Below are 22,489 nucleotides of genomic sequence, written 5' to 3' on the forward strand. Positions count from 1 at the left end.
TGGACTCAATGTGCTTTTTTGTCTAGTTGGATTTTGTGTTGGTTCTATACGACAATTTGTTGTTATATTTGCCTTGGCTTGTTTAGTAGAACTCTTCTACTTCATACCTTAGCACCAGATTTGCCTCAACTTATCAAATAGAACCCTTCTACTTCATACCTTGACACCAGATTCACCTCAACTTATCAAGTAGAACACTTCTACTACATATCTTGGCACCAGATTTGCCTCAACTTATCAAGTAGAACACTTCTACTTCACATCTTGGCACTAGATTTGCCTCAACTTATCAAATAGAACCCTTCTACTTCACATCTTGGCACTAGATTTGCCTCAACTTATCAAGTAGAACCCTTCTACTTCACATCTTGACACTAGATTTGCCTCAACTTATCAAGTAGAACACCTCTACTTCATATCTTGGCACTAGATTTGCTTCAACTTATCAAGTAGAACACTTCTACTTCACATATTGACTCTAGATTTGCCTCAACTTATCAAGTAGAACACCTCTACTGCATATCTTGGTACTAGATTCACACCAGTTGCATCCAATAATATCGATGTCTTCTGGATTTCTGTTATACTAAAAATAAAAAGAGGTGGTATACAATGGAAGCAGTAGAATTTGATTTTGTGGTAAAAGATAGTTTACAAGCGTTGGAGCTGTATGAGAAGATTTTCCCCGTTCAACGTGTGGAAGTGACCGATTTTAAGACTGGAGCAAATGAAGCAGTCTTCAACATTTATGGCACCCGTTTCCACATGTTGGATGAAAATCCGGAATATTACTTGGTCGCTCCTGTAAAAGGACATCCGCAATCTTTTTGGTTCAATGTTATGGTAAATGACATTGAGAAAACGTATCAATCAGCCATGGAGAATGGTTGTACAGAAATTCAAGGCATCACGCGTATGGAAGAATTCGGTATTTCAAATGCACAATTTTTAGATCCTTTTGGATACGTCTGGATGCTGCATGAAATTCATCGTGAAGTCAGCTTTGAAGACCGAATGGACATTTTAAAAGAAGAATTTGAATAATATACAGCAAAACAGGAGGACCGATCACGTATCGGCCCTCCTGTTTATTGTTTTATTTCGTTTCTATTGGATGCGTTTTTCCATACAATTTCCGAACCAATATAGGTGTTACGACAATCGTAATGATGGCTAAAGTAACGATTTGAGTTGTTGCACTTGTCACATAAGTTGCTACTCCAGGATTCACTTGAGCAATGATCGCAGGAAACGATGCGGACACACCTGCCACGGCATTCATTGACATAGCTGCTACCCCATCGTTTTTAAGCAATTTTTGATCGACTAAAACAATCGGGCTCATTAACAAGTAAAAAACAAGCACAAGAACGATACCGTAGACTCCTGATTGCAAGCCTTCAATTAAGTTCATGCCTTGACCAATATTCCATCCTAATAACGGAAGAAGTACTGTGATCCCAGTTCCAAAGATTTTCGAGAAATCTTTATCTAGATTCCCTAATATCATACCCAAAATAAGAGGAAGAATCGTCGAGATGATTGGCATCCAATCAATCTCGCCTTGACCAGATATCGCATAAATAAACATCGGCACAGCTGGGATCCCGAACAATCCTACTAACCCAATAGCAGCTTTGTCTACATCATCACCAAAATCGTTAGCTAATGAAACATACAAAGCAGGGTTCATACTGCACATAGCCACTACAAAAGCCAAGGCACTGATACCAAATATGCCTTCTTGCCCAAATAAAGAAATAAACAGTAAACCAAATCCAACCGTTAAGACCAATTTTACCACTAATAATACACCATGACGTTTGAACAACTTGCCTAACGTTTTGACATTAATACCTATTCCAGAACAAAAACAAATCAGACCGATAATGAAACTTGTTCCGCTTCCTCCTAGTAAAGCATTTGTGATTCCGCCAATTCCGCTAAATAAATTCGGCCATATCGTGTAAAATACCGCACTTAGCAACATGGGAACTAAAAACGTTCCTGCTGGAATCCTATTCATAAATTTAAACATATATTCTCCTACTTTCGTTTTTTTCAATGCTGTCTATTGTTATTCAGCTCAAAAGGATCGTGTTGATTAGATAGCAGATCAACATCAACCAATCTTTTAGAAACCGGTAAACAAAACGTATCTGTTTTACTGACAGCTGTTTGTAAAATGTCATTAGCAACGAAATCATTTCTCCAAAACCAGCTAGTAACATTTCAATACTTCTTCTATTGTCAGCTACTTCACGAATTTTTTCAAGGCTAATTCCTTCATTTAAAGCAATTACCTCTTTTCTTCTCATTGTTAACGGTTCATTCAAATCATTTTCAAAGGATTAATCCTTTAATTCATTTTATGAAAGTTATATGACATTTTTTAAAAAAAGACCTTACCTGTACACAAGTTTCTTTATTCACAATCAATTATGTGTTAAGATATCATTGTATTAGAGAGATAAAGAACTGTTTTATCCTTAAAAAATCCTTTCTTTGTCTATCTTTAAGCTCAAAACTGAGCATTAAGGCCCCTCTATCATACATAGCTTATACTCGGATAATTTTTTCAAAGTTGATTTGGAAGGAGCAGATGGAATGAAGCGAATGCTATTATTAGCGATAGGTTTGATATCTTTTGGATTTGGCTCAATCGGGGTACTTCTTCCAGTTTTGCCTACAACACCCTTTTTGTTGTTGAGTGCTTATTGTTTTGCTAGAAGCTCAAAACGATTTGACATTTGGCTTAAGCAAACTAAACTTTATCGAATCTATATTGCCGACTATATGGAAAATCGGATGATCCCTACAAAGCGCAAATGGAAGATTTTGTTCAACATTTATTTGATGATGAGCTTTTCTATTTATTTCGCACCTTTACTCCCAGTAAAAGTAGGATTGACGATTCTAACGGCCGGCATCACTTTTTATTTATTTGCAGTTATTCCAAGTCATCCAGAAAAAAATCCAGTTTTAGAGTATAAGCAAAAAACCAAGCATCAGACTGAATCCGTCTGATACTTGGTTTTTATCGATTAAGCTTCTAATCGCGCAACTTTTCTTGTCATAGTGACTGTCACTAAAAGACTGATGACCAATAAAAACAGCGAGGTTACTATCACAATACCTTGTCCGCCAGCCATCACTAAGTTGCTGAGGATACTGCACAATACAACTGCGGCTACGATAGCTAAAGGCAATGACTTTTTCCACCAGCCGATCGTTAAGGAAATCAAGCTTACGCTGCTGACCAAAACTCCAGCGATCACTAGGAGCGGCAATTGGCTGATGAGTTGGCTAAAGGACAACGTATCTTGAACCAACGGAAAAATAGATTCAGAAATAAAGAACAATCCATTGGTTAGAAAGAGCCCGATAAAAACACCTAGTCCCGAGAACACGACGCAAAAAATGATTTTAGCGAATAAGATTTTCTTTCTGGACACTGGATAACTCAATGTCAGATAAATATAGTTGTCGTTGTACGACTCCATGATCACTTTTCCTAGCAGTGCGGTCCCTAAACATGCAAACCCAGCTACATTGACAATGAAAGATGTGAAATATAAAAACTCATACGTCATCATTTCAGAGTCGGCTGCGGAGAAACTCGGATCTATTTTAGGAGCATAGGCCATCAGTTCTACCATTGCTAAAGCTGCTACCGGAATAACGACGGCTGCTAAGAAATAAGGGCTGAGGGCTATTTTTTTCATTTCTAGTTTGATTAAATTCATGTTAATACTCCCCTTCCATTTTGCTGATCAAAAAGTCTTCCAACTGGTTCTGATGGGCAGCCACGAGTGCCGTTTTTTGGTCATTCAGCACCAGATGTCCGTCATCTATCACTCCAATGCGGGTCGCGACCAATTCAACTTCTGTCAAAATGTGACTCGACATGATGATCGTTTTTCCTAATAAAGAAATTTCTTCCAGCAGCTCTCTAAATAGTTTGATTCCTCTAGGATCTAAACCATTCAATGGTTCATCAATCACCAGCAGTTCGGGGTCATGAACTAAACAACGAGCTAAAACTAACCGTTGGCGCATTCCTAAAGAGTATTCCTTGACCGGTCGATCATTATCGACACTCAAGCCTACGACTTCCAGCCATTCTTGAATTCTATTTTTAGAAGCTTTCATGTAATCGCAGTGGATGGATAGATTTTCTATAGCACTCAAATGTTCATAAAAAACTGGTTCATTTATATTGGAGCCGATTTTGGTTTTCACTTTTTCAATATCTTTCGTTTCATTGAAAATACGAACTTCTCCATTTGTTGCTTTTGATAATCCTGTTAACAATTTGAACAACGTAGACTTGCCAGCACCATTCCGTCCAAGCAGCACGTAAATTTCGCCTTTTTGGACGGTCAAACTAAAGTTTTTCAATACTTCTTTTGCTCCGTAATTCTTCTCTACATTTTGCACTTCCACTACATTCATCATTTCTATCTTCCTCTCTTTTATAGGAGTAGCTGTTCATTTCAACATAGATACCACTGGTATGTTTCAATTTAAAAAAAATAGCTGTTTGAAAGCTATTCTTTTTTTAGCATCGAAAATAAATGGAAAGCATCTTCGACTAATTCGTCTGACAATAGTGGAACGCCTAACCCCTCAAACATCTTCTGGATAAACTTAGTTTTCCGTTTTAATTCTTCCAATGACAATACACTGATTTGAAAGCCAATCCACAAATTCAATGTCAACATCAGCAATTCAGAAATTTCCTTTGGATATTCCGTTTGAATCGATCCATCATCAATACCCTCTTGAACGATTTTCTCTACTTCTGGAACCAATTCTTCAAAGACTTGCAAATACTGCTCTCCCAATATTCGTGGACTTCGTAAAGTTACAGCAGCCGAATAACCGATTGATTGTTGCCGGTAAGCATGAAAAGCGTCTCTGAGTGTATTTTGCAATTTTTCAAAACCATTATCCCCTTTTAAATCATTCAACATAGGCTGTTCGCCTGTTTCGTCCATCAGCGTCTCTAAAATAGCAAACTTCGATTTAAAATGGTGATAAATAACCCCTTTAGTCATGTTTCCTAAACCATCAACAATATCTTGTATCGAGGTTCCATCGTATCCTTTTTCTAAGAATAACTTTTCTGCTACTTCCAGAATTTTTTTCCTAGTTTCCTCTGGATACTTATTCCTTGCCATGAAATCACCTCTCTTTGAATACCAGTGGTATGTAATTATATAATACATACCACTGGTATCTATGTCAACTATTTTTGTTTTATAATTATATTTTTAAGCACAAATTCTTCACTATCTTTATTATTGCTTATGACATATATTACAACATTTCTTTTGCTGATTTACGGTATGGTTAAAATTTTCTTGTAAAACTGGTTTGAACTCTATAGTATGAACGATGAGACCAAAAAGAGGAAGAGGCCAATAATACATGAAGATCATTAAAGAAGAACCCGCTAATATAGAAGAATTGAAAATCAAAGCCAACACAAAAGATGATTGGAAAGTCAGAATGGAAGCTGTAAAAGAATTAGCTAAGTATGACTGTCAAAAATCTAGATACATCTTAACTAAACTGGCTACTAGCGACCGCGTTTTCGCTGTTAAAGAAGCTGCTTTTTATGCCGCTCGTTTTATGGGCGTTACTGAAAAAGGCGAGCAATTGCCAACACCAAGAAAAAAAATAGGCTATACTAAGAAAGCTTACGCGAAAATTTTCAACCGTGTAAAACGTGATACACAAATGGAAGAGCTTGATTTAGCTGTATTTAAAAAACAGTTCCAAGTTGTTTCTCCAGAGATGTATGACGTAATGCAATATGAAAAACAAGAAGATTTTGATGCTTGGATCGCTGATTCTTACGCAGAGTTCTGCTAGATTCTGCATCATTTTTATTAAACTAGTTTTACCTAAGAATCATTTGTTTACTACAAGACAAGTGATTCTTTTGTCTTCATTCAGTCATTAATTTCTTATTCTGCTCTATTAAACCTATCTATATTTGAAAACGCTTCCTTGTAGTGAGATAATGAAGATAATCGACTTTCATAAGTTGATAACTATACATTAGGGGGTCAGGACAATGAATTTAGAACAATTAAAAACTGTTGGATTTGTCAACAGTTCTAAAATGGGAGAAAAAAGGATAGCCTTGCTGCCTAAGGATATCGTCCAAATAGAGCATAGAGAAAACTTATTTTTTGAAGAAGGTTATGGAGCTAATTTAAACATTTCGGATACAGAGTATACGGATCTAGGCTGCCAAATCGTATCGAAAGAAGTGGCTTTAGCACAAGATATCATTTGCGATCCTAAGATCGGTGATGCAGATTATTTAACTGAGCTGCAATTAGGACAGACCTTGTTTGGCTGGGTCCACGCCGTCCAGAGTAAAGAGGTGACAGATATCTTAGTCGCTAATGAATTATCTGCCTATGCTTGGGAAGATATGTATGAAGACAATCGTCATTCTTATTGGCGCAATAATGAGCTGGCGGGTGAAGCAGCTGTGATGCATGCTTATCAACTAAATGGATCGATGCCTTATGAAACAAAAGTAGCTATCTTAGGCCGCGGAAATACAGCTCGGGGTGCACAGCGTATTTTGACCAGCTTAGGGGCTGAGATTCGTGTTTATAACCGTCACCAAGAAAAGCTGTTCCGAAAAGAAATGTCCGAATTTGATGTGATCGTCAATGCAGTCTTATGGGATACTGCTCGTACAGATCATTTAGTCTATAAAACAGATTTAAAACGACTAAAACCAGGCACTATGATCATCGATGTGAGTTGCGATGAGAACGGCGCTATTGAAACTACGGTACCGACTACTTTAAGTGATCCTATTTATGAGATCGACCACGTGATCCACTATGCAGTTGATCATACTACCCCTACTCTTTTTTACCGCACTTCTTCAAGTGCTATCTCAACTGAAACAGCTAAATATATAGATGATTTGATTGAAGGAAGCACAAACCCCATCTTAAAAGATGCCTTGATTATCGATAAAGGCAAAATCATTGATGAACGCATCAATCAATTCCAACAAAGGAATATTCCTGAATTATTCATAGAAACTGACAAAACAGATCCGGCTTCAACCGTTTGGTAAAAAAATAAACTGATGAGTATTCGAGATTGTTCTGAGTACTCATCAGTTTTTTCGTTGTTATAGTGAGACACTAGTGCTAGGTTGGGCTATCTTTTCTATATGGCTTTTCGTATCAAAATAAACATCTACCAATCGTTTCAGTTCTTTTACAGCTTTATCTGCGCGCTGATGTTGTTCTGGGTTGATGGATTCGATAACCAATACGGCATCGGTAGTTTCTTCCGTCAGCATCGTTCGCTGTGCTTCCCGCCAGTTCCAGCAACGACAAACAGCTCCCTTTTCATCTCCATAAATAATCTCTCCAGGTAAGGCCGGTGCATCTGACTCCGTCCCTAAAGGTAAAAAGCTCTCTCCTCCCGCTGCTATACCAAGATACAAATCACCTTCAATAGACTGGAGGTCTTCTCCTCCGCATGGCAAAGCATATGTTAAAGAAATACTGTTATAAATATCTACCAACGGATTGATTGGTTGAAAATCTCTGTCCTGATCAACACGTTTTAACAGTGCTTCAATAGAAGAACGGGCTCCTTTTTTGGTTTTAAAGGTGCTGAAGGCTTCTCTCCACTCTTTAATGACGCTGTTTTGGCTGAAAACTTCTTCTGTTAAGTATCCTTTGGCGGCTTCTTTCCCATCTTTCAATAAGTCGATCAAATAACGCTCATCTTGTAATTTTTGATTATTGATTCCTTTCACTACTACTAGATGAAGCTGTGCTTCAGGGAACAACTCCCAAAAAGCCTCTTCAACTCTAAACTGTTTCATCCCTTTCACTCCTACTCTTTCGTTAGTTTTTTCGTTAAGATCAAATCTGTCTGCTCGTCTTCACCCATGAAAAACGAATGGGCACCAGTTTGAACGAATCCTAATTTTTTATAAAAAGCCAAAGCAGCCTGGTTATGTTCCCAAACGCCTAGCCAAATGTTTGTTTTTTGATGAAACTGCGCCCGTTCTACAGCTTGTTGAATCAGTATTTTGCCTAACCCTTTCCCTTTGAACTCAGGCAGAACATAGATCCGTTCTATTTCTAAGGCCTCTTCGCCGTTTGTTTCCGATTGGGCTTCATTGATATTGATTTTTAAGTATCCTGCCAAATCGTTACCATTGAATACAAAATAGAATTCTGACTGTTGATTCAGTAATTCCGATGTAAGTTGTTCTGTATTATAGGCTTTTTCTAAGTAGTTGTACAAATCTTCTTCGGTATTTTGATCTTGAAAAGTATCTCGAAACGTCTCGACACTCACTTTTTGCAATATCTGCAAATCTTCTACAGTGTATGTGTAAAATAGTTCTCGAGAGCCAATAATTTTACTGGAAAAAAGAAAGAAGGCACTTTATCATAAATGTATGCTTTGCACGGCAAATACATAAATGAAAGAGGCCTTCTTATGGATAAGATTATATCAAAGGTTTATCAAATAATAAAGGATTCAAGCAATTTAATAGATACAGAGGAAGCTATTCAAGTCTACATGTATGATGTGTTCGCTCAATTAATGAGTCAGATTTTCACCAACATTAATCAAGTGATCAAAGAGGAAAAACAACAGGAAGGCTGGAAAGTGAAACGAGACGATTGGAAAACGGTTCAATTTATCTTCGGTCCCGTTCGGTACCGGCGTACGCTAATGGTGGATACTAAAAATCAGAACCATTATCCACTAGATGAATGGTTAGGCATTCGAAAATATCAACGCCATAGCCCACTAGTAGAAGTAAAAGTGGCAGAGTTGGTGAGTAAAGCTACTTATCGAGATACCGCAGCTATTCTAAACGAATGGACGGCCATTACGCTGAGTCATCAAACAGTCGGCAGTCTTCTTAAACGCGTTGGAGCAGCACAATCACGTGAGGATGAAGAAAATGTATTGGAACTAGAAGAAGCCACGGAGTTGCCCGAAGGAAAAAAGGTGGACTATTTTTACGCCGAAGCGGATGGGGTTTTTGTACGTGGGACAGAAAAGAAAAAAAGCTTAGAAGTTCGTCATGCCATCCTTTACGAAGGCTGGGAGAAAAACGGAAAGCGCGTCTCTTTAAAAGAACCCAAAGCCATCATGACGACTAAAAAAACCGCTGGTTTTTGGGCAGAAGTTCAAGCCTTTACAGCGAGCCGTTATTCGTTGCAGCAAGCTCAAATCATTACCAATAGTGACGGTGGACAAGGGTATACCGCAGACAAATTCCAAGAAGCTTTTTCTCAATCGAACTATCCTGTTTTAAATCAACTAGACTCTTATCATGTCTTCCAAGGCTTAAACCGCGCGTTTGGATCGCAAACTAACGTTTTTAAACAGCATGTCCGTCAAGCATTAAAAACGCATGATTTAGATGAATTAACTATTTGGTTGGATACGTATGAAAGTACATTAGACGAGACACCGGCAGTGGAAAAATTGAATACGTTCAGAACATACGTATTACGGAATTGGGATCGGATTTTCGACTGGCGTGAAAAAGCAGAACAAGTGCCGAAGGACGCAAGAGGTTTAGGCGCAATGGAGTCGAATCAACGGCATATTTCTTTTCGAATGAAAAAACGTGGGATGCATTGGAGCGCAGAAGGCTGTGAAGCTATGGTAAAAGTAAAACAAGGCATGTTCAATCACACCTTACGCGAAGCCTATCTTCATCAGCAAAATAGAAGTACTCGGCAACAACGCAAGTTGAAACAAACGGTTCGTTTATCGTCGTTATTGCATGAGAAAACACGGCAATCAGTTGGTGCAAAGAATGGGACGATTCCATTATATGCCTCTCGTTCATCACCAATAGGACAATTAATTAAAAGTTTTCGTTAATTCCTGTCTTATGGGAGAAGGTTCCTGGTTTTAGGAACGTTCTTCCATAAGATGGGCCAGCAAACGGTGGAGCCGTGCGGTAGCTGACAAGTGTACAAAAATAGAGTGCCTAAACTAGCGGAGTAATAGGACGCTCGAGAAAAACTTGACACAAACTCTACAGTACATTTTTTGACTTCAATCGACATTATCCATTCTCCTTTTTCTGTTAATAATTCCTTTTCTGCCCTTTCTTTACGGCATTCCAGTCAACTTCTATATTCTCTCTCACTTTTTCCAGCAAATCAGAAAGGACTTCAGCTTCTTCTTTTGATAATCCGTTCAATGCAACTGCATTAGAATAAGTATTTTCAGCTAAAATGTATGGAGCTACTTCTTTCCCTTTATTGATTGGAAACAGCCGTTTGATTTTTTTATTCTCTTCATCATCTTTCCGTTCGATAAAGCCATTATCTTCCAACTTCTTGACGGCTCTAGCTGCTGTTGTTCGATCTACTTTGATCATTTCAGCCAGCTTTTCTTGGATGATGCCGGGTTGTTCATAGATGCGTACCAAATAGAGATACTGTCCGCGAGTCAGATCGTACTCCTTAAATTCAATATTTGCAATGGAATCTAGTGCTCTGGCAATCATTCCGATATCTCTTAAAATCTCCGTCATTTGTTTTCTCCATTCTGCTTCGTTTATTAGTTTTATAGTAAATTATTTATGTTGCATTTGCAACATAAATAATCAATTTCTTGTTGCTCTAAAAAATGATTTTTTTGACGAATTGATTTACAATGAGAACTGTCTTATCTCATCTTTTTAGGCCTAATAGTAGCATTCATTACGAAAGGAGCAGCTTACATGTTCATTATGTTTGATATCCGTTCATTCAATCAGCAACTGGATTTCAATCAACCTATGACTTGCCCTCATTGCGGTCATTTCGGTCGTTACGAAGTTTTTGTCACAGGCAGTAGATTCCGGTTGTTTTTCATTCCACTATTCACTTTTGGGAAAAAATACTTAGTTCATACGACTTGCTGTAATTCTTGGTACGAGTTAGACAAGCAAACAGGCAAAGCAATCCAGAAGAACCAATCGGTGCATATCGAGGAAAGCGATTTGACGCAAATGTTGTCACAAGGAGCCTATACTTCAAAATGCCCCAATTGCGGACATCCAAATCTGCAACAGTCCAATTTTTGCCCAAACTGCGGTCAACCATTATCTTGATACTAAAAAAAGTCGCATCAGCTCATAGGACTGATGCGACTTTTTTATGGACTGGAAGTTTTTTTCTAACGTAGTCTTACTTTCTATACACTTATTGAGCAGCGAATATATTTAAGCAAATAGTATTTTTTAATTTTTATTCCGATAGAACCTGCTTAGTTTATAAATGTCGGTTTCGTCTATGAAATTTAAGCCAAGCGTCTCCAGATCATCACCAGTTTTTATAAACAGATTGATGTGTCCAATTTGTTTAGGGAACAGCCATCTCGTTGTTTGTTCAGAAAAGGATTGGACTTTTTGACGTTCGACAAAGGTTTGAACTTTTGAGAACCATTCTATGTTTTGGATACATATTCGATGAGCGGTCTGAATCTGATAACCTTGGTGTTGTTCTTCAAGCCAAGAATTCAGCAGCAATATGAACATCACTGCTACAGCCGCTAATGCCAGCCAATAATTCAGAAATGCCAATCCTGCAGCGATCGGAATAAAGAGCAATTTCCATCTCCAGAAGTACCACAATTTTTTACGGGATACGAACTTTATTTCAGGACGAGTGAAGTTCCATTCCGGCAGTAATTCCGACAATGTCTCATAGAGCTGATGGTCAGAAATGATCGGCAAGATATAAAGCTTTTTGACGATTCCGCTTTCCCCTTCTGCTTCTTGCCCGCCTGCCAAAAGCAACTCAACAGTAGAGATCCCTAGTAATTTTCGAACCGGTTGCTGCCTGATCTTCAGACCTTGGATTTTTTCTACAGGAATCTTTTGGATTTTGCGTTCGAACAATCCACTTTCAATTGTTAACGTCTGATTTGTACGATTGACTTGAAAGTTATAGTACTGGATAAATGTCCTTAGAAGAGATAACAGCATCACGAAAACCAAACTAACGAATAAAATCGATAATGACGCCAACCATCCTGCTCGCAGCAAGCTTTCTGCCATTGAGGTAGTGGTAGTTATCCAATTTTCCGGAATAAATTCAGAAATGAAGATAATAACAGCGATCAATGTGGCAATGATACTCAAATCTGTCAGGGCAAATAAGACAATCTGACTGTTGGTGACTGTGTAGTCTGCAGAGCTTGATTCTTTTTGCATCTCCAGACCTGCTGAATGAATTTCACTTTCCGGCTGGTCTCCTTGGCGATACTTTTCAATCCATTCCCATACCTCAATGTTTACTGCAGGCATAGAGGCTTCTGCTTGCGTGCTTTCTCCCCCGGCAGTTTCGATCAAGAGTTGGATCACACCAAATGGTTTGAAGAAAAACCATTGGCGTTGCTTAATTGTTTGGATGCGTTCATAAGGAATGTCAGTTTCTCTCTTGCGAAAAACACCTCGGTAGAGGATGATTTTTTCAGAAGAAATCTGGTAAGTTTGAGAAAAATATTTCCACAGAGCTTGAATCAGCGACAATAAAACTATCGCAGACAAAGCGATCAATCCAAAAAGGGTCATCAATTCTCCATTGAAAACTAATAAAAGAACTGCAAATGACCAACTCTTCAATCCCTTAAATAAATAAATGAACACCGCCAGGGGATGAAATCTTTTTCGTTCAGACATCCTCTTTCGCCACCTTTACCAATTTAATGATCTGCTGGCGCAATTGGACGGCTTCTTCTACATCTAATCCAGATATATTGTGACTCGACGCTGCTGTATGTATGACGATTTCCATTAATTTTTCTTTGCGTAAAAAGGGTCCTTGCTCTGTTTCGATGTGTTGGATTCGATTAATAGGTACATGAGTAATGCTTCTAAAAATATAACCATCTTGAAAAGATAAATCTTCTGGGGTTATCTCGTACCGATGGAATTGGTAGCGATATGGAATCAACAACATTGCAATCACAGACCAGATAAGAACAATAGCAAAATAAATCCCCATGCTCCAAACCCATATTCCGTCTAATACATCCAACCAATTTAAAAAAGCAGTCACTCCGATTCCGATAATTAGAAAAATTCCTGTTCCTACCAAATTGCTTTTTTTCCACACTTTTTTGATTCGCTCAGGCATTTGTTTTGGTAATAATGGATAATCCACTTTATTCCTCCTCTATAATTTTTCTTAAAAATAATGCGTTCTTATCTTAGTGATTTTGACAGCCTGATCATGTCGCGGCACGGTATCCCATTTTCCATCAGCTCTTCTTCATAATGTTCAATGAAAAAGTCTTTGTCCACACCAGTTATTCTAAAACCGCATTTTTGATAAAACGCCAACTGTGCAATACTGGAGTTTCCAGTTCCAACTTCTATCGTTTGAAACCCTTCTTCTTTTGCTCGTTCCAAAGCATGTCTGATCAGTTGTTTGCCAATGCCTTTGTTTTGAAAATTTTCTTGTACGGCTATATTGACCAGCTCAATCGTTTCAGGTCGTGTCGGCAATAATATGTAGGCTCCAATGAGTTGATTCTGGTTTTCCATCACAAAGCACTCCGCTCTTGTTAAATAAGCTTCAATGATTTTTCGTGAAGGATCTGCCAGCAGCAATAAATCCATAGGTGGCGCTTCATCTGGTTGCAATTTTCTGATCATTTAATTTGCTCCTTAACTTATTTTAAAGGATCTTTACTCATTATAACCGAAAAAACCTGTCCGCAGAACACACAGACAGGTTTCTTTGTTAAATAAATTTCAATACAAAATACGCTACAAAAACGCCGGATAAAACATACATGATTTTAGAAACAGCAGCATGTTTTCCTGAACACACTTTAAGGAATGTGTAAAACGTAAACCCCCATCCGATTCCATCTGCAATGTTGAACGTCAAGACCATCATCAAGACCATGATTACAGCTGGGAAATACTCGGTAAAGTCTGTAAAATCGATATCTTTTAAGTTGCCTGCAATCAGTAAAGCACCGACAATGACAAGCAGTGCAGAAATGACCGCCAATGGAATCAACGCAATAAACGGAATCAACAAGATCGTGAATAAGAAGTAGATTCCTACTAAAAAGGATGTTAATCCGCTTTTCCCTCCGACTGTGATTCCTGTCGCTCCTTCAGCACTTGTACAGGTAGAGCTGCAGCCCAGTACACTAGCTAATACAACAGATAAAGCATTGGATTCCAATGTTTTTTTCAATATTGTTGGATCCTCAGAGTTCAAGAAACTGATTTGCGTTCCAAGATTTTGAAAGACCACTAATATCAACAGTGAGAAGACTGCTATCCAGTAATTGACGGTAAACACATTTGAAAAATCGAACTGGAACAAGAACGGTTCAAGTGAGTTTGTGTCAATCAATGAATAAGAGAATGAACCAATGTCTGTTACACCTAAAACGATTGAAATGATCACTCCGAAAATAATCGTCAGCAAGAAATTCCCTCTGACATTTCGGATAAACAACACTAACCCGATCAATAAGGTCAATAACATCGTCAATGGAACCGGCTGGAAGATATTGTTCAAGGCTACGATCGTTTCTGGAGAAGATACAATGATTTCACTGTTTTTCAATCCTAGAAAAATCAAGAAAAACCCTACTCCGGCACTCATTCCTTTGATCATGGTCCCCGGTATAGCCAACAGCAATTTGCCGGTGATATTAAAGTACGTCAATAAAAAAAACAATATTCCGACGATCAAGACGATCGATAAGCTTTCTTGCCATGTAAAGGCAAAGGCACCCACTAAAATGTACGTAAAGAAGGCATTATCACTCATACCTGGCGCTAAGATCAATGGCGATTTGGCATATAATCCCATCAACATGTTGCTTAAAGCAGTCGTTAAGATCGTAGCGATCATCACGGAATTGTAACTCATGCCGGTTTGAGATAAAATCAGCGCATTTACAGCAACGATATACACGACAGAGACAAAAGAGGTGACGCTTGCTTCGATCTCTGTTTTTAGATTACTTCCTTTTTCTTGTATCTGAAAAAATTGTTGAATCCCAGTCATCATCTCACACTCGCATCATAGTGGGTTCCCAAAGCTTTCGGTCCACGTGTTTTTCTTCCAGTAAAGATTAGTGCCAGTAAAGTTACTAAGTACGGCAGCATGTAGAATACTTCTGTAGGGATCGCATTTGCAAAGTCTAGAATCTGGATCTGGTCTTTGATGGATTGTGCAAATCCGAATAATAATGCTCCTAATAAAACGCCGCCTGGGTTCCAGCGTCCTAAAATAACGGCAGCAATTGCGATATACCCTTGTCCTGCAATCGTGTTGAATGAGAAGTTTCCGTTAGTCGTCAATACGATCGTAGCGCCCCCTAGAGAAGCGATTGATCCGCTCAACATAACCGCCCAAAACTTGATCTTCATAACATTGATCCCTGCTGTATCGATAGCCCCAGGGTTTTCCCCAACACCTCTTAAACGCAATCCTAAAGATGTGCGGAAGAAAAGGTAAGTTAAAAGCAATACGACAGCAAATGCCAGATAGGTTGTTGGATAAGATTGGAATAACGCTTTCCCAATAACCGGAATATCAGACAATACAGGAATAGATGCTTTCAAAAACATATTTTTCAAACGCGGCGTTTCAGCTACTCCATCAAATAACAATTTGACGAGAAAGAATGTCACGTTTGAAGCCAGCAAATTGATGACTACCCCGCTGATAACGTGGTTCGCTTTGTATTTCAATGTGGCTAAAGCATGCATACCTGAAAATATCGAAGTAAAGACAAACGCTGCTAATAAACCAATGAAAGGACTGAACTTGCCCATACCAGCTGTTTCAGCAAAGTAAGCTCCTACGGCAGAAAAGAACGCACCGGAAACCATAAACCCTTCTACCCCTAGGTTGATGACTCCAGCTTTCTCACTAAGCATCCCGCCCAAAGCACCAAACAACAATGCTGTGGCAAAAATCAAACTTCCGCTTATAATATTGGCTGTCATTTATTTTACCTCCTTTTTCAGTAATGCTTTTTTAGGCAGTATGGCTTTCACGATTCCAGGAGCTGCTACAAAGAAGATGATCAACGAAACAACGATTCCGATGATTTCGCTTGGTACACCTGCTCCAAATTGCATCCCTTGAGATCCATAATTCAATGCTCCGATCAAAATTCCGGATAAAGTCGTTCCTAACGTAGAATTGCCTCCTAATAATGCAATAGCTACTCCATCAAACCCGATACCGCTGGTAGAAGAAACGATCGCTACATATCCGTAAACTCCTAAAGTATCCAATGCACCAATCAATCCGCCTAATGCACCTGAAATAAACATGGTACGAGTTAAGATGTTATTCACTTTCATCCCGGAATAGTCAGAAGCATTGGCATTCAATCCAACTGTTTTTGTTTCGTAACCCCAACGTGTTTTTTCAAAATAGTAGTAAAATCCAAAAATAATGAATGGTACAATGATGAATCCCCAATGGATACGAGCGCCATTGAACATCTCATTCAATGATGGGAAGTTGATTCCTGCCGATTCTTTGATCATGGCAGAACGTTGTGTTCCCTCTTGTGCTGCAAAAGCTTTGATCAAAATATGGCTTAAGTATAAAGCGATATAATTCAACATAATAGAACTGATAACTTCATTGATGCCAAATTTCGTTTTAAAGCTAGCAATCAATACGCCCCATACTCCACCAGCAACGACACCGGCCATGATTGCCACGATTCCGTGAATGATTGGAGGCAGATCCACAAGCGTTCCCACTAAAAGAGAACTGACGCTTCCGATGATGATCTGTCCATCGACCCCGATGTTGAAAATACCCGCTTTACTGGCTACGGCGACGGCAAATCCACTTAAAATCAGAGGAATGATCGCACGGATCGTTTCACCCATATCGTACACTGAGCCGACAACTTTAAAAATCAATGATTCATACGCCACTAATGGGCTGTATCCGCCGATCAGCATGACTGCTGCTCCGATAAAAAGCGCGATAAAAATGGCAATTATTGGAATCATCACGAAATTATTTTTAGTATTTTGTCTTATTTTTTCCATGTCCTCACCCCTCACCCGATCCTTTACCAGCCATCATCAATCCTAGTTCTCTATCGTTTGTTTCTTTAGGATTGGTTTGACCGATGATTTGTCCATCAAAGATAACGTCTATTCTATCTGATAAGGTCAGAATTTCTTCCAGCTCAAAGGAAACCAATAATATGGCTACCCCCTGATCGCGCAAACGAATAATCTGACGATGGATGAAGTCGATCGCACCAACGTCTAACCCTCTTGTCGGTTGCACAATGATCAACAGATCAGGGTTTCGGTTAATCTCTCTGGAGAGAATGATTTTTTGCTGGTTCCCACCAGACATTCCGCGTACGATCGTATTTTCATTTTCAGCACGAATATCGTAATTGCGCATAGCTTCTTTTGCTTCCTCATACATCAATGCTTTGTTTAATTTGATCCCTTGATTGTATTTTCCTTTGTAATACTCAATCAAAATCAAGTTCTCAGCAATATTGTTGTCCAGTACCAATCCATGTTTGTGTCTGTCGGCCGGTACATAACTCACACCTGACTCATAAATCTCACGAGTCGTTTTCTCTTTTTGAGAAACTCCGTTGATGAGAATATCTCCTTCATCAAATGCACGCATTTTGACGATGGCTTCTGATAACTCTGTTTGTCCGTTGCCATCCACTCCGGCAATCCCTACAACTTCTCCTGCAGCCACCGATAAATTGATGTTGTTCAACACTTTCTTTTTGTTCGGACCGAACATTGTCAGGTTTTTGATTTCCAATACGTTTTGTTTTGGATTGTAAGCTTCTTTCATGATTTCACGCGAAATATTCTTTCCGATCATCATTTCAGCCAGCTCTTCTTTGTTGGTCTCTTCAATATCTACAGTAGAAATGTATTTCCCCTTGCGAATGACCGTACATTTATCCGCTACTTTCATGATTTCATTCAATTTGTGGGTGATCAAAATGATCGATTTGCCTTCAGCAACCAACAGCTGCATGACTTCAAGTAGTTCGTTGATCTCATCCGGCGTCAATACCGCTGTCGGCTCGTCAAAAATCAGCAGGTTAGCCCCGCGGTACAAACATTTTAAGATCTCAACTTTTTGCTGCATTCCAACAGGCAAGTCTTCTATTTTGCTGTTCGGATCTACTTTCAACCCGTACTTTTCAGAAATGTTGCGGACTTCTTTTACAGCTGCTTTCATATTTAAACGCATGCCGTTTTTTGGTTCCATACCGATAATGATATTTTCAGTGACCGTAAAATTATCGATCAATTTAAAATGTTGATGAACCATTCCGATTCCTAAGTGAATAGCATGGTTGGGGTTTTCGATTTTTGTTTCGTTTTCGTAAACCGAAATACTGCCGCCCTCAGGCTGGTACATACCAAATACGACATTCATTAACGTTGATTTTCCTGCGCCATTTTCGCCCAGTAAGGCGTGGATTTCTCCACGTCTTATGGTTAGCGAAATATCATCATTAGCAACAAAATCGCCGAATTTTTTTGTAATATTTTTCAACTCTAACACTTTTTCGACTCGTGTTTGTTTCATCCTTTTTCTCTCCCTTATGGTTTATCAGGAACGGTGATTTCTCCAGAAATAATCTGTTCTTTGTATTGTTCTACAGTGTCTAACACTTCTTGCGGCACGTTTTTCTCAGAAGTATCTGCTAGTCCAACCGCATCTTCCGCCAATCCTAAACGAACCACTTCTCCACCTGGGAAGTTTCCATTTGCTGTCTCTAATGAAATGTCATAAACAGCTTTATCAACATTTTTCATCATAGAAGTTAATGTGATGTCATCCCCGAATTCTAATGACTGATCTTTATCTACTCCGATAACCCATACTTTTTCTCCATTATTGAAACGCTCTTGCGCTTCGTTGAAGACTCCGTTTCCTGTACCTCCTGCAGCATGGAAAATAATGTCTACTCCATCGTTATACATTGTGCCTGCTGCTGATTTACCCATATCTACACGGTTGAAGACCCCTGTGTAGTTGGCTACTACTGTCGCATCTGGATTGACAGCCAGAACTCCTGCTTCAAATCCAGCATGGAAACGTTGGATAACTGGAATTTCCATCCCGCCGATGAATCCAACCTTATCTGTTTCACTCATGCTTGCTGCAACTACACCTGCTAAGAAGGCGCCTTCATTTTCTTTGAATGACACAGAAACAATGTTTTCGATTCCTTCGATTTCAGCATCTACAATCCCCAATTGTGCTTTAGGATTGTTGTTGGCAATCGTTGTAACGGCATCTGCTAATGTAGCAGCTGTTGCCCAAGTCAGATCTGTATTGCTGTTGACAAATTGAAGCAAACTCGGCTCCACTTCTGAATCTGCTGTCGGTTCTAAGTATTTCACTTTGTATCCTTCATCTTCTTGCAGTTGTTGCAATCCTTCCCACGCACTTTGGTTGAAAGATTTATCGTTCACGCTTCCTAAGTCTGTGACCATTCCGATGTTAAAATCACTTTCACCAGCACTTGAAGCCTCATTTCCGCCTCCGCAAGCTGACAGCAATGTCATTGAAAGTAAAGCCGCTCCGATAGTTTTGATAGTTGTATGTTTCATTTTTTATCACTCCTGTATTTTTATAGGTTAGTTTAATTCCGCTAAGAAACTTGATCCGTTTTCCATTTTCGGTATGTTGAAGTTATCTGCTATTGTTGCGCTGATATCTGCAAAGTGTTGAGCTGTCTTCAGTTCTCCTGCTTGTTGGAATTGTTTTGAGAAGACCAGTAAAGGCACATATTCACGAGTGTGATCCGTTCCTGGAGCTGTCGGATCATTTCCATGATCTGCCGTAATGATCAGCATATCATCTTCTTCCAATAATTCAATAATCTCTGGTAGTCGTTCATCAAATGCCATCAATGCATTTCCGTATCCTACCGTATCTCTTCTGTGTCCGTATAAAGCATCGAAATCTACCAGGTTTGTAAAGGAAAGTCCTTCAAAAGGTTTTTCCATCACTTTCAATAACTGATCTACACCGTCCATATTACTTTTTGTTCGAACCGCTTGTGTGATACCGTGGCCGTTAAAGATATCGCTGATTTTCCCTACTGCGATCACGTCTTTTTCGTGTTCCTTTAATTTGTCCAATACCGTTGGCCCGAATGGACTCAAAGCATAATCGTGTCGGTTAGCTGTTCTCTTGAACGCTCCTGGTTGTCCTACATAAGGACGTGCAATAATGCGTCCGATCATATAAGGATCGTCTTTAGTGATGTCTCGGACATATTCGCAAATGTCATACAATTCTTCTAAAGGAATGATTTCTTCGTGTGCTGCAATTTGAAGAACAGGGTCTGCAGAAGTATAAACAATCAAAGCTCCTGTTTCCATTTGTTCTTCACCTAGTTCATCTAGAATACCTGTTCCTGAAGCGGGTTTGTTTCCAATGATCTTTCTGCCAGAATAAGCTGAAATTTTATCCAGCAGTTCTGCTGGAAAACCTTCTGGAAAAACTCTGAACGGCGTATCCACTTGTAAGCCAGCTATTTCCCAATGGCCTGTCATAGTATCTTTTCCAACACTTTTTTCAGCTAATTTTGTCCAGTAAGCTTGGCTGGTCTCTACTTTTTTAATGCCTTTGATGTCTGCGATATTTCCTAGACCCATTTTTTCCAAATTCGGTAATTTTAATTCCATTCCTTCCGCAATATGTCCCAGCGTGTGAGCTCCTGTGTCATTAAACGCTGCAGCATCAGCTGCCTCTCCAATTCCGACTGAATCTAAAACAATCATGTGTATCCGATTACAGTTCATAGTCCATTTCCTCCTATTTGATGCTATAATGGTATTGTTCTTAAATTTTTAACGAGGTGAAAGCATGAGTAGAAGTGTTCAATTATTCGATGGTTTGTCAGATGAACAAGTTACAAACATCTTGTCTACCGTCCCATCTAAGAAATATAAAAAAAATCATATCTTGATTTTTGAAGATGATCCCATTGATAGAGTCTACATCGTAAAAACCGGGATCTTAAAAATCTATCGTACTTATGAAGATAAAGAAATTATTCTTGATCTAGTTAAAGAGTATGAAGTACTGGGTGAAGTAGAGCTGTTTTCTAAAAGTCCTGCTCTCTCTTCTGTAGAAGTCATTAAAGATGCTGAGATTTATCACCTTTCCCAATCAGATTTTATTGCGTTGATCTATGAAAATAAGACGATCTTAGAAAACATTTTTCGTATTCATCATCATCGTTTTGAAACGTTGAATGAATCTATCCGAAATTTAACTTTCTATAGTGCACACACACGTGTCTGCCGTTTGCTGCTCGAATTCCTTGAAGACAAAAAAGTCGAAAATCCAACTGAATGGACTATAACAAATGTCAATCAAAGTATGATCGCCAGCATGGTTGGCGTAACGCGTGAATCTGTCTCAAAAGTTTTCAAAGATCTGCAAGATGAAAAGATTCTTTCTTTGAAACCCAAGTTGATTCAAATTCTCAACTTAGAGAAGCTGCAAGATTACGCTAACAACTATTAGACTTCTAATGTCTATGTTTATCTTAATAAAGAAAGCGTTTTCTCACAATGAACCAACTAACAACTTTACTGTGAACATGATTACTAAAAATATGATAACGCCTTCATAACGTTTTTGTTTTTTCTCCTTTATCATGGGTACTAACACCAAATAGAGGAGGAAATGAACATGAGTTTTCACATTAATGCAGAAAAAGGTCAGATTGCTGACATCGTTTTATTACCAGGAGATCCCTTACGAGCAAAATACATTGCTGAAACATTTTTAGAAGATGCAGTTTGTTACAACACTGTAAGAAACATGCTAGGCTATACAGGAACATATAAGGGCAAAAGAATATCCGTACAAGGTACAGGAATGGGTATGCCATCAGCAGTTTTATACATCCATGAGTTGATCAATGATTACGGCGTTAAGACATTGATTCGTGTAGGAACTTGTGGAGCTCTTCAACAAGACGTCCACATTCGCGATGTGATCGTTGCACAAGCTGCTGCGACGGATTCTTCTCTTATCTATAAAGAGATGGCACCTATTTACTTCCCGCCAATCGGAAACTACGAATTGATCAGCAATTCTTACACTATCGGAAAAGAAAAAGATATGAATGTTCATGTTGGGAATGTTTACTCTTCCGATTCTTTCTACGATGACAACGAAGACATCATGAAAAATATGGCTAAAATGGATGTATTAGGAGTGGATATGGAGACTGCTGGTCTTTACTACTTAGCTTCTAAATTCCATGTACGTGCCTTAAGCATTTTAACAGTTAGCGACCACTTACTGACAGGTGAACAAACAACTGCCGATGAACGTCAAACAAGTTTCAATGACATGATCAACGTAGCTTTAGAAGCAGCAGTTAAATAAAAAGAAAACAAAAGACCACCATTCCACTA

The 22,489-nt window shown here is 38.9% G+C and carries 24 protein-coding genes; 7 read left to right on the forward strand and 17 right to left on the reverse strand.

Translation table 11 applies throughout. The features are described 5' to 3' along the window. Window positions 1-612 precede the first annotated feature (612 nt). Window positions 613-1,044 (forward strand): VOC family protein, encoded by a 432-nt coding sequence (locus LMF32_RS03775; RefSeq protein WP_230523915.1) that lies wholly within the window; start codon window positions 613-615, stop codon window positions 1,042-1,044. Window positions 1,045-1,096: 52 nt separating this feature from the next. On the opposite strand, the gene LMF32_RS03780 is transcribed toward LMF32_RS03775, so the two are convergent. Both LMF32_RS03780 and LMF32_RS03785 read right to left on the reverse strand, forming a co-directional pair. After that, window positions 1,097-2,038, reverse strand: coding sequence for a 2-keto-3-deoxygluconate permease (locus LMF32_RS03780; RefSeq protein WP_230523916.1), 942 nt, complete (start codon window positions 2,036-2,038; stop codon window positions 1,097-1,099). A 43-nt stretch (window positions 2,039-2,081) separates the two neighbouring features. Beyond that, window positions 2,082-2,318 carry a hypothetical protein gene (locus tag LMF32_RS03785; protein ID WP_230523917.1) on the reverse strand — a complete coding sequence of 79 codons (237 nt, stop codon included), beginning with the start codon at window positions 2,316-2,318 and terminating at the stop codon, window positions 2,082-2,084. 289 nt (window positions 2,319-2,607) lie between these two features. Between LMF32_RS03785 and LMF32_RS03790 the strand changes: the two genes are divergently transcribed. Then, window positions 2,608-3,027: a YbaN family protein gene (locus tag LMF32_RS03790; protein ID WP_230523918.1), complete on the forward strand. Its 420-nt coding sequence runs from the start codon at window positions 2,608-2,610 to the stop codon at window positions 3,025-3,027. A gap of 17 nt (window positions 3,028-3,044) precedes the next feature. Here the strand turns inward: LMF32_RS03790 and LMF32_RS03795 are convergent, their stop codons facing one another. From LMF32_RS03795 to LMF32_RS03805, 3 genes are all read right to left on the reverse strand, one after another. Continuing rightward, a complete protein-coding gene (locus LMF32_RS03795; protein ID WP_230523919.1) occupies window positions 3,045-3,746 on the reverse strand; it encodes an ABC transporter permease in 702 nt (233 codons plus the stop codon). A 1-nt stretch (window position 3,747) separates the two neighbouring features. Further along, the gene (locus LMF32_RS03800; protein WP_230523920.1) at window positions 3,748-4,458 is read right to left on the reverse strand and encodes an ATP-binding cassette domain-containing protein; all 711 of its coding nucleotides are present in this window, start codon (window positions 4,456-4,458) and stop codon (window positions 3,748-3,750) included. A gap of 92 nt (window positions 4,459-4,550) precedes the next feature. Further along, entirely contained in the window at window positions 4,551-5,183 is a 633-nt protein-coding gene (locus LMF32_RS03805; RefSeq protein WP_188205374.1) for a TetR/AcrR family transcriptional regulator, read from the reverse strand. A 250-nt stretch (window positions 5,184-5,433) separates the two neighbouring features. On the opposite strand from LMF32_RS03805, the gene LMF32_RS03810 reads away from it, so the two are divergent. Both LMF32_RS03810 and LMF32_RS03815 read left to right on the forward strand, forming a co-directional pair. Continuing rightward, window positions 5,434-5,880 carry a HEAT repeat domain-containing protein gene (locus LMF32_RS03810; protein ID WP_092480759.1) on the forward strand — a complete coding sequence of 149 codons (447 nt, stop codon included), beginning with the start codon at window positions 5,434-5,436 and terminating at the stop codon, window positions 5,878-5,880. A gap of 205 nt (window positions 5,881-6,085) precedes the next feature. After that, complete coding sequence (locus LMF32_RS03815) at window positions 6,086-7,117, forward strand: N(5)-(carboxyethyl)ornithine synthase (RefSeq protein WP_230523921.1); 1,032 nt, start codon at window positions 6,086-6,088, stop codon at window positions 7,115-7,117. Between the two features lie 57 nt (window positions 7,118-7,174). On the opposite strand, the gene LMF32_RS03820 is transcribed toward LMF32_RS03815, so the two are convergent. Continuing rightward, window positions 7,175-7,882, reverse strand: coding sequence for a phenylalanine--tRNA ligase beta subunit-related protein (locus LMF32_RS03820; protein WP_230523922.1), 708 nt, complete (start codon window positions 7,880-7,882; stop codon window positions 7,175-7,177). 11 nt (window positions 7,883-7,893) lie between these two features. Beyond that, complete coding sequence (locus tag LMF32_RS03825) at window positions 7,894-8,373, reverse strand: GNAT family N-acetyltransferase (RefSeq protein ID WP_278046256.1); 480 nt, start codon at window positions 8,371-8,373, stop codon at window positions 7,894-7,896. Between the two features lie 135 nt (window positions 8,374-8,508). Between LMF32_RS03825 and LMF32_RS03830 the strand changes: the two genes are divergently transcribed. Continuing rightward, window positions 8,509-9,918 carry an ISLre2 family transposase gene (locus LMF32_RS03830; RefSeq protein WP_230523923.1) on the forward strand — a complete coding sequence of 470 codons (1,410 nt, stop codon included), beginning with the start codon at window positions 8,509-8,511 and terminating at the stop codon, window positions 9,916-9,918. Window positions 9,919-10,126: 208 nt separating this feature from the next. Here the strand turns inward: LMF32_RS03830 and LMF32_RS03835 are convergent, their stop codons facing one another. From LMF32_RS03835 to deoB, 10 genes are all read right to left on the reverse strand, one after another. Then, window positions 10,127-10,579, reverse strand: a complete 453-nt coding sequence (locus LMF32_RS03835) for a MarR family transcriptional regulator (protein ID WP_230523924.1) — start codon at window positions 10,577-10,579, stop codon at window positions 10,127-10,129. Window positions 10,580-11,269: 690 nt separating this feature from the next. Continuing rightward, window positions 11,270-12,712 carry a PH domain-containing protein gene (locus LMF32_RS03840; RefSeq protein WP_230523925.1) on the reverse strand — a complete coding sequence of 481 codons (1,443 nt, stop codon included), beginning with the start codon at window positions 12,710-12,712 and terminating at the stop codon, window positions 11,270-11,272. Then, the gene (locus LMF32_RS03845; protein ID WP_230523926.1) at window positions 12,705-13,196 is read right to left on the reverse strand and encodes a PH domain-containing protein; all 492 of its coding nucleotides are present in this window, start codon (window positions 13,194-13,196) and stop codon (window positions 12,705-12,707) included. Before LMF32_RS03845 ends, LMF32_RS03840 begins: the two co-directional genes overlap by 8 nt. Window positions 13,197-13,237: 41 nt before the next feature. Continuing rightward, window positions 13,238-13,690, reverse strand: a complete 453-nt coding sequence (locus LMF32_RS03850) for a GNAT family N-acetyltransferase (protein WP_230523927.1) — start codon at window positions 13,688-13,690, stop codon at window positions 13,238-13,240. Between the two features lie 88 nt (window positions 13,691-13,778). Further along, window positions 13,779-15,071 carry an NCS2 family permease gene (locus LMF32_RS03855; RefSeq protein WP_230523928.1) on the reverse strand — a complete coding sequence of 431 codons (1,293 nt, stop codon included), beginning with the start codon at window positions 15,069-15,071 and terminating at the stop codon, window positions 13,779-13,781. Next, window positions 15,071-16,018: an ABC transporter permease gene (locus tag LMF32_RS03860; protein ID WP_230523929.1), complete on the reverse strand. Its 948-nt coding sequence runs from the start codon at window positions 16,016-16,018 to the stop codon at window positions 15,071-15,073. The genes LMF32_RS03855 and LMF32_RS03860 overlap by 1 nt, the downstream gene beginning before the upstream one ends. Further along, window positions 16,019-17,089: an ABC transporter permease gene (locus LMF32_RS03865; protein ID WP_230523930.1), complete on the reverse strand. Its 1,071-nt coding sequence runs from the start codon at window positions 17,087-17,089 to the stop codon at window positions 16,019-16,021. It abuts the gene before it with no gap. 4 nt (window positions 17,090-17,093) lie between these two features. Next, on the reverse strand, window positions 17,094-18,626 hold the full coding sequence (locus LMF32_RS03870) for an ABC transporter ATP-binding protein (protein ID WP_230523931.1): 1,533 nt from the start codon (window positions 18,624-18,626) through the stop codon (window positions 17,094-17,096). A 14-nt stretch (window positions 18,627-18,640) separates the two neighbouring features. Further along, window positions 18,641-19,657, reverse strand: a complete 1,017-nt coding sequence (locus LMF32_RS03875) for a BMP family protein (RefSeq protein WP_188205360.1) — start codon at window positions 19,655-19,657, stop codon at window positions 18,641-18,643. A gap of 27 nt (window positions 19,658-19,684) precedes the next feature. Next, window positions 19,685-20,857, reverse strand: coding sequence for a phosphopentomutase (gene deoB / locus LMF32_RS03880; RefSeq protein WP_188205359.1), 1,173 nt, complete (start codon window positions 20,855-20,857; stop codon window positions 19,685-19,687). Window positions 20,858-20,921: 64 nt separating this feature from the next. Between deoB and LMF32_RS03885 the strand changes: the two genes are divergently transcribed. Both LMF32_RS03885 and deoD read left to right on the forward strand, forming a co-directional pair. Continuing rightward, window positions 20,922-21,587 (forward strand): Crp/Fnr family transcriptional regulator, encoded by a 666-nt coding sequence (locus LMF32_RS03885; RefSeq protein WP_188205358.1) that lies wholly within the window; start codon window positions 20,922-20,924, stop codon window positions 21,585-21,587. 168 nt (window positions 21,588-21,755) lie between these two features. Next, window positions 21,756-22,460 (forward strand): purine-nucleoside phosphorylase, encoded by a 705-nt coding sequence (gene deoD / locus LMF32_RS03890; protein WP_188205357.1) that lies wholly within the window; start codon window positions 21,756-21,758, stop codon window positions 22,458-22,460. The last annotated feature ends 29 nt before the right edge of the window (window positions 22,461-22,489 follow it).

Origin of the sequence: Desemzia sp. C1 (assembly GCF_020882875.1) — a bacterium.
GTDB classification, from domain to species: Bacteria; Bacillota; Bacilli; order Lactobacillales; family Carnobacteriaceae; genus Desemzia; species Desemzia incerta.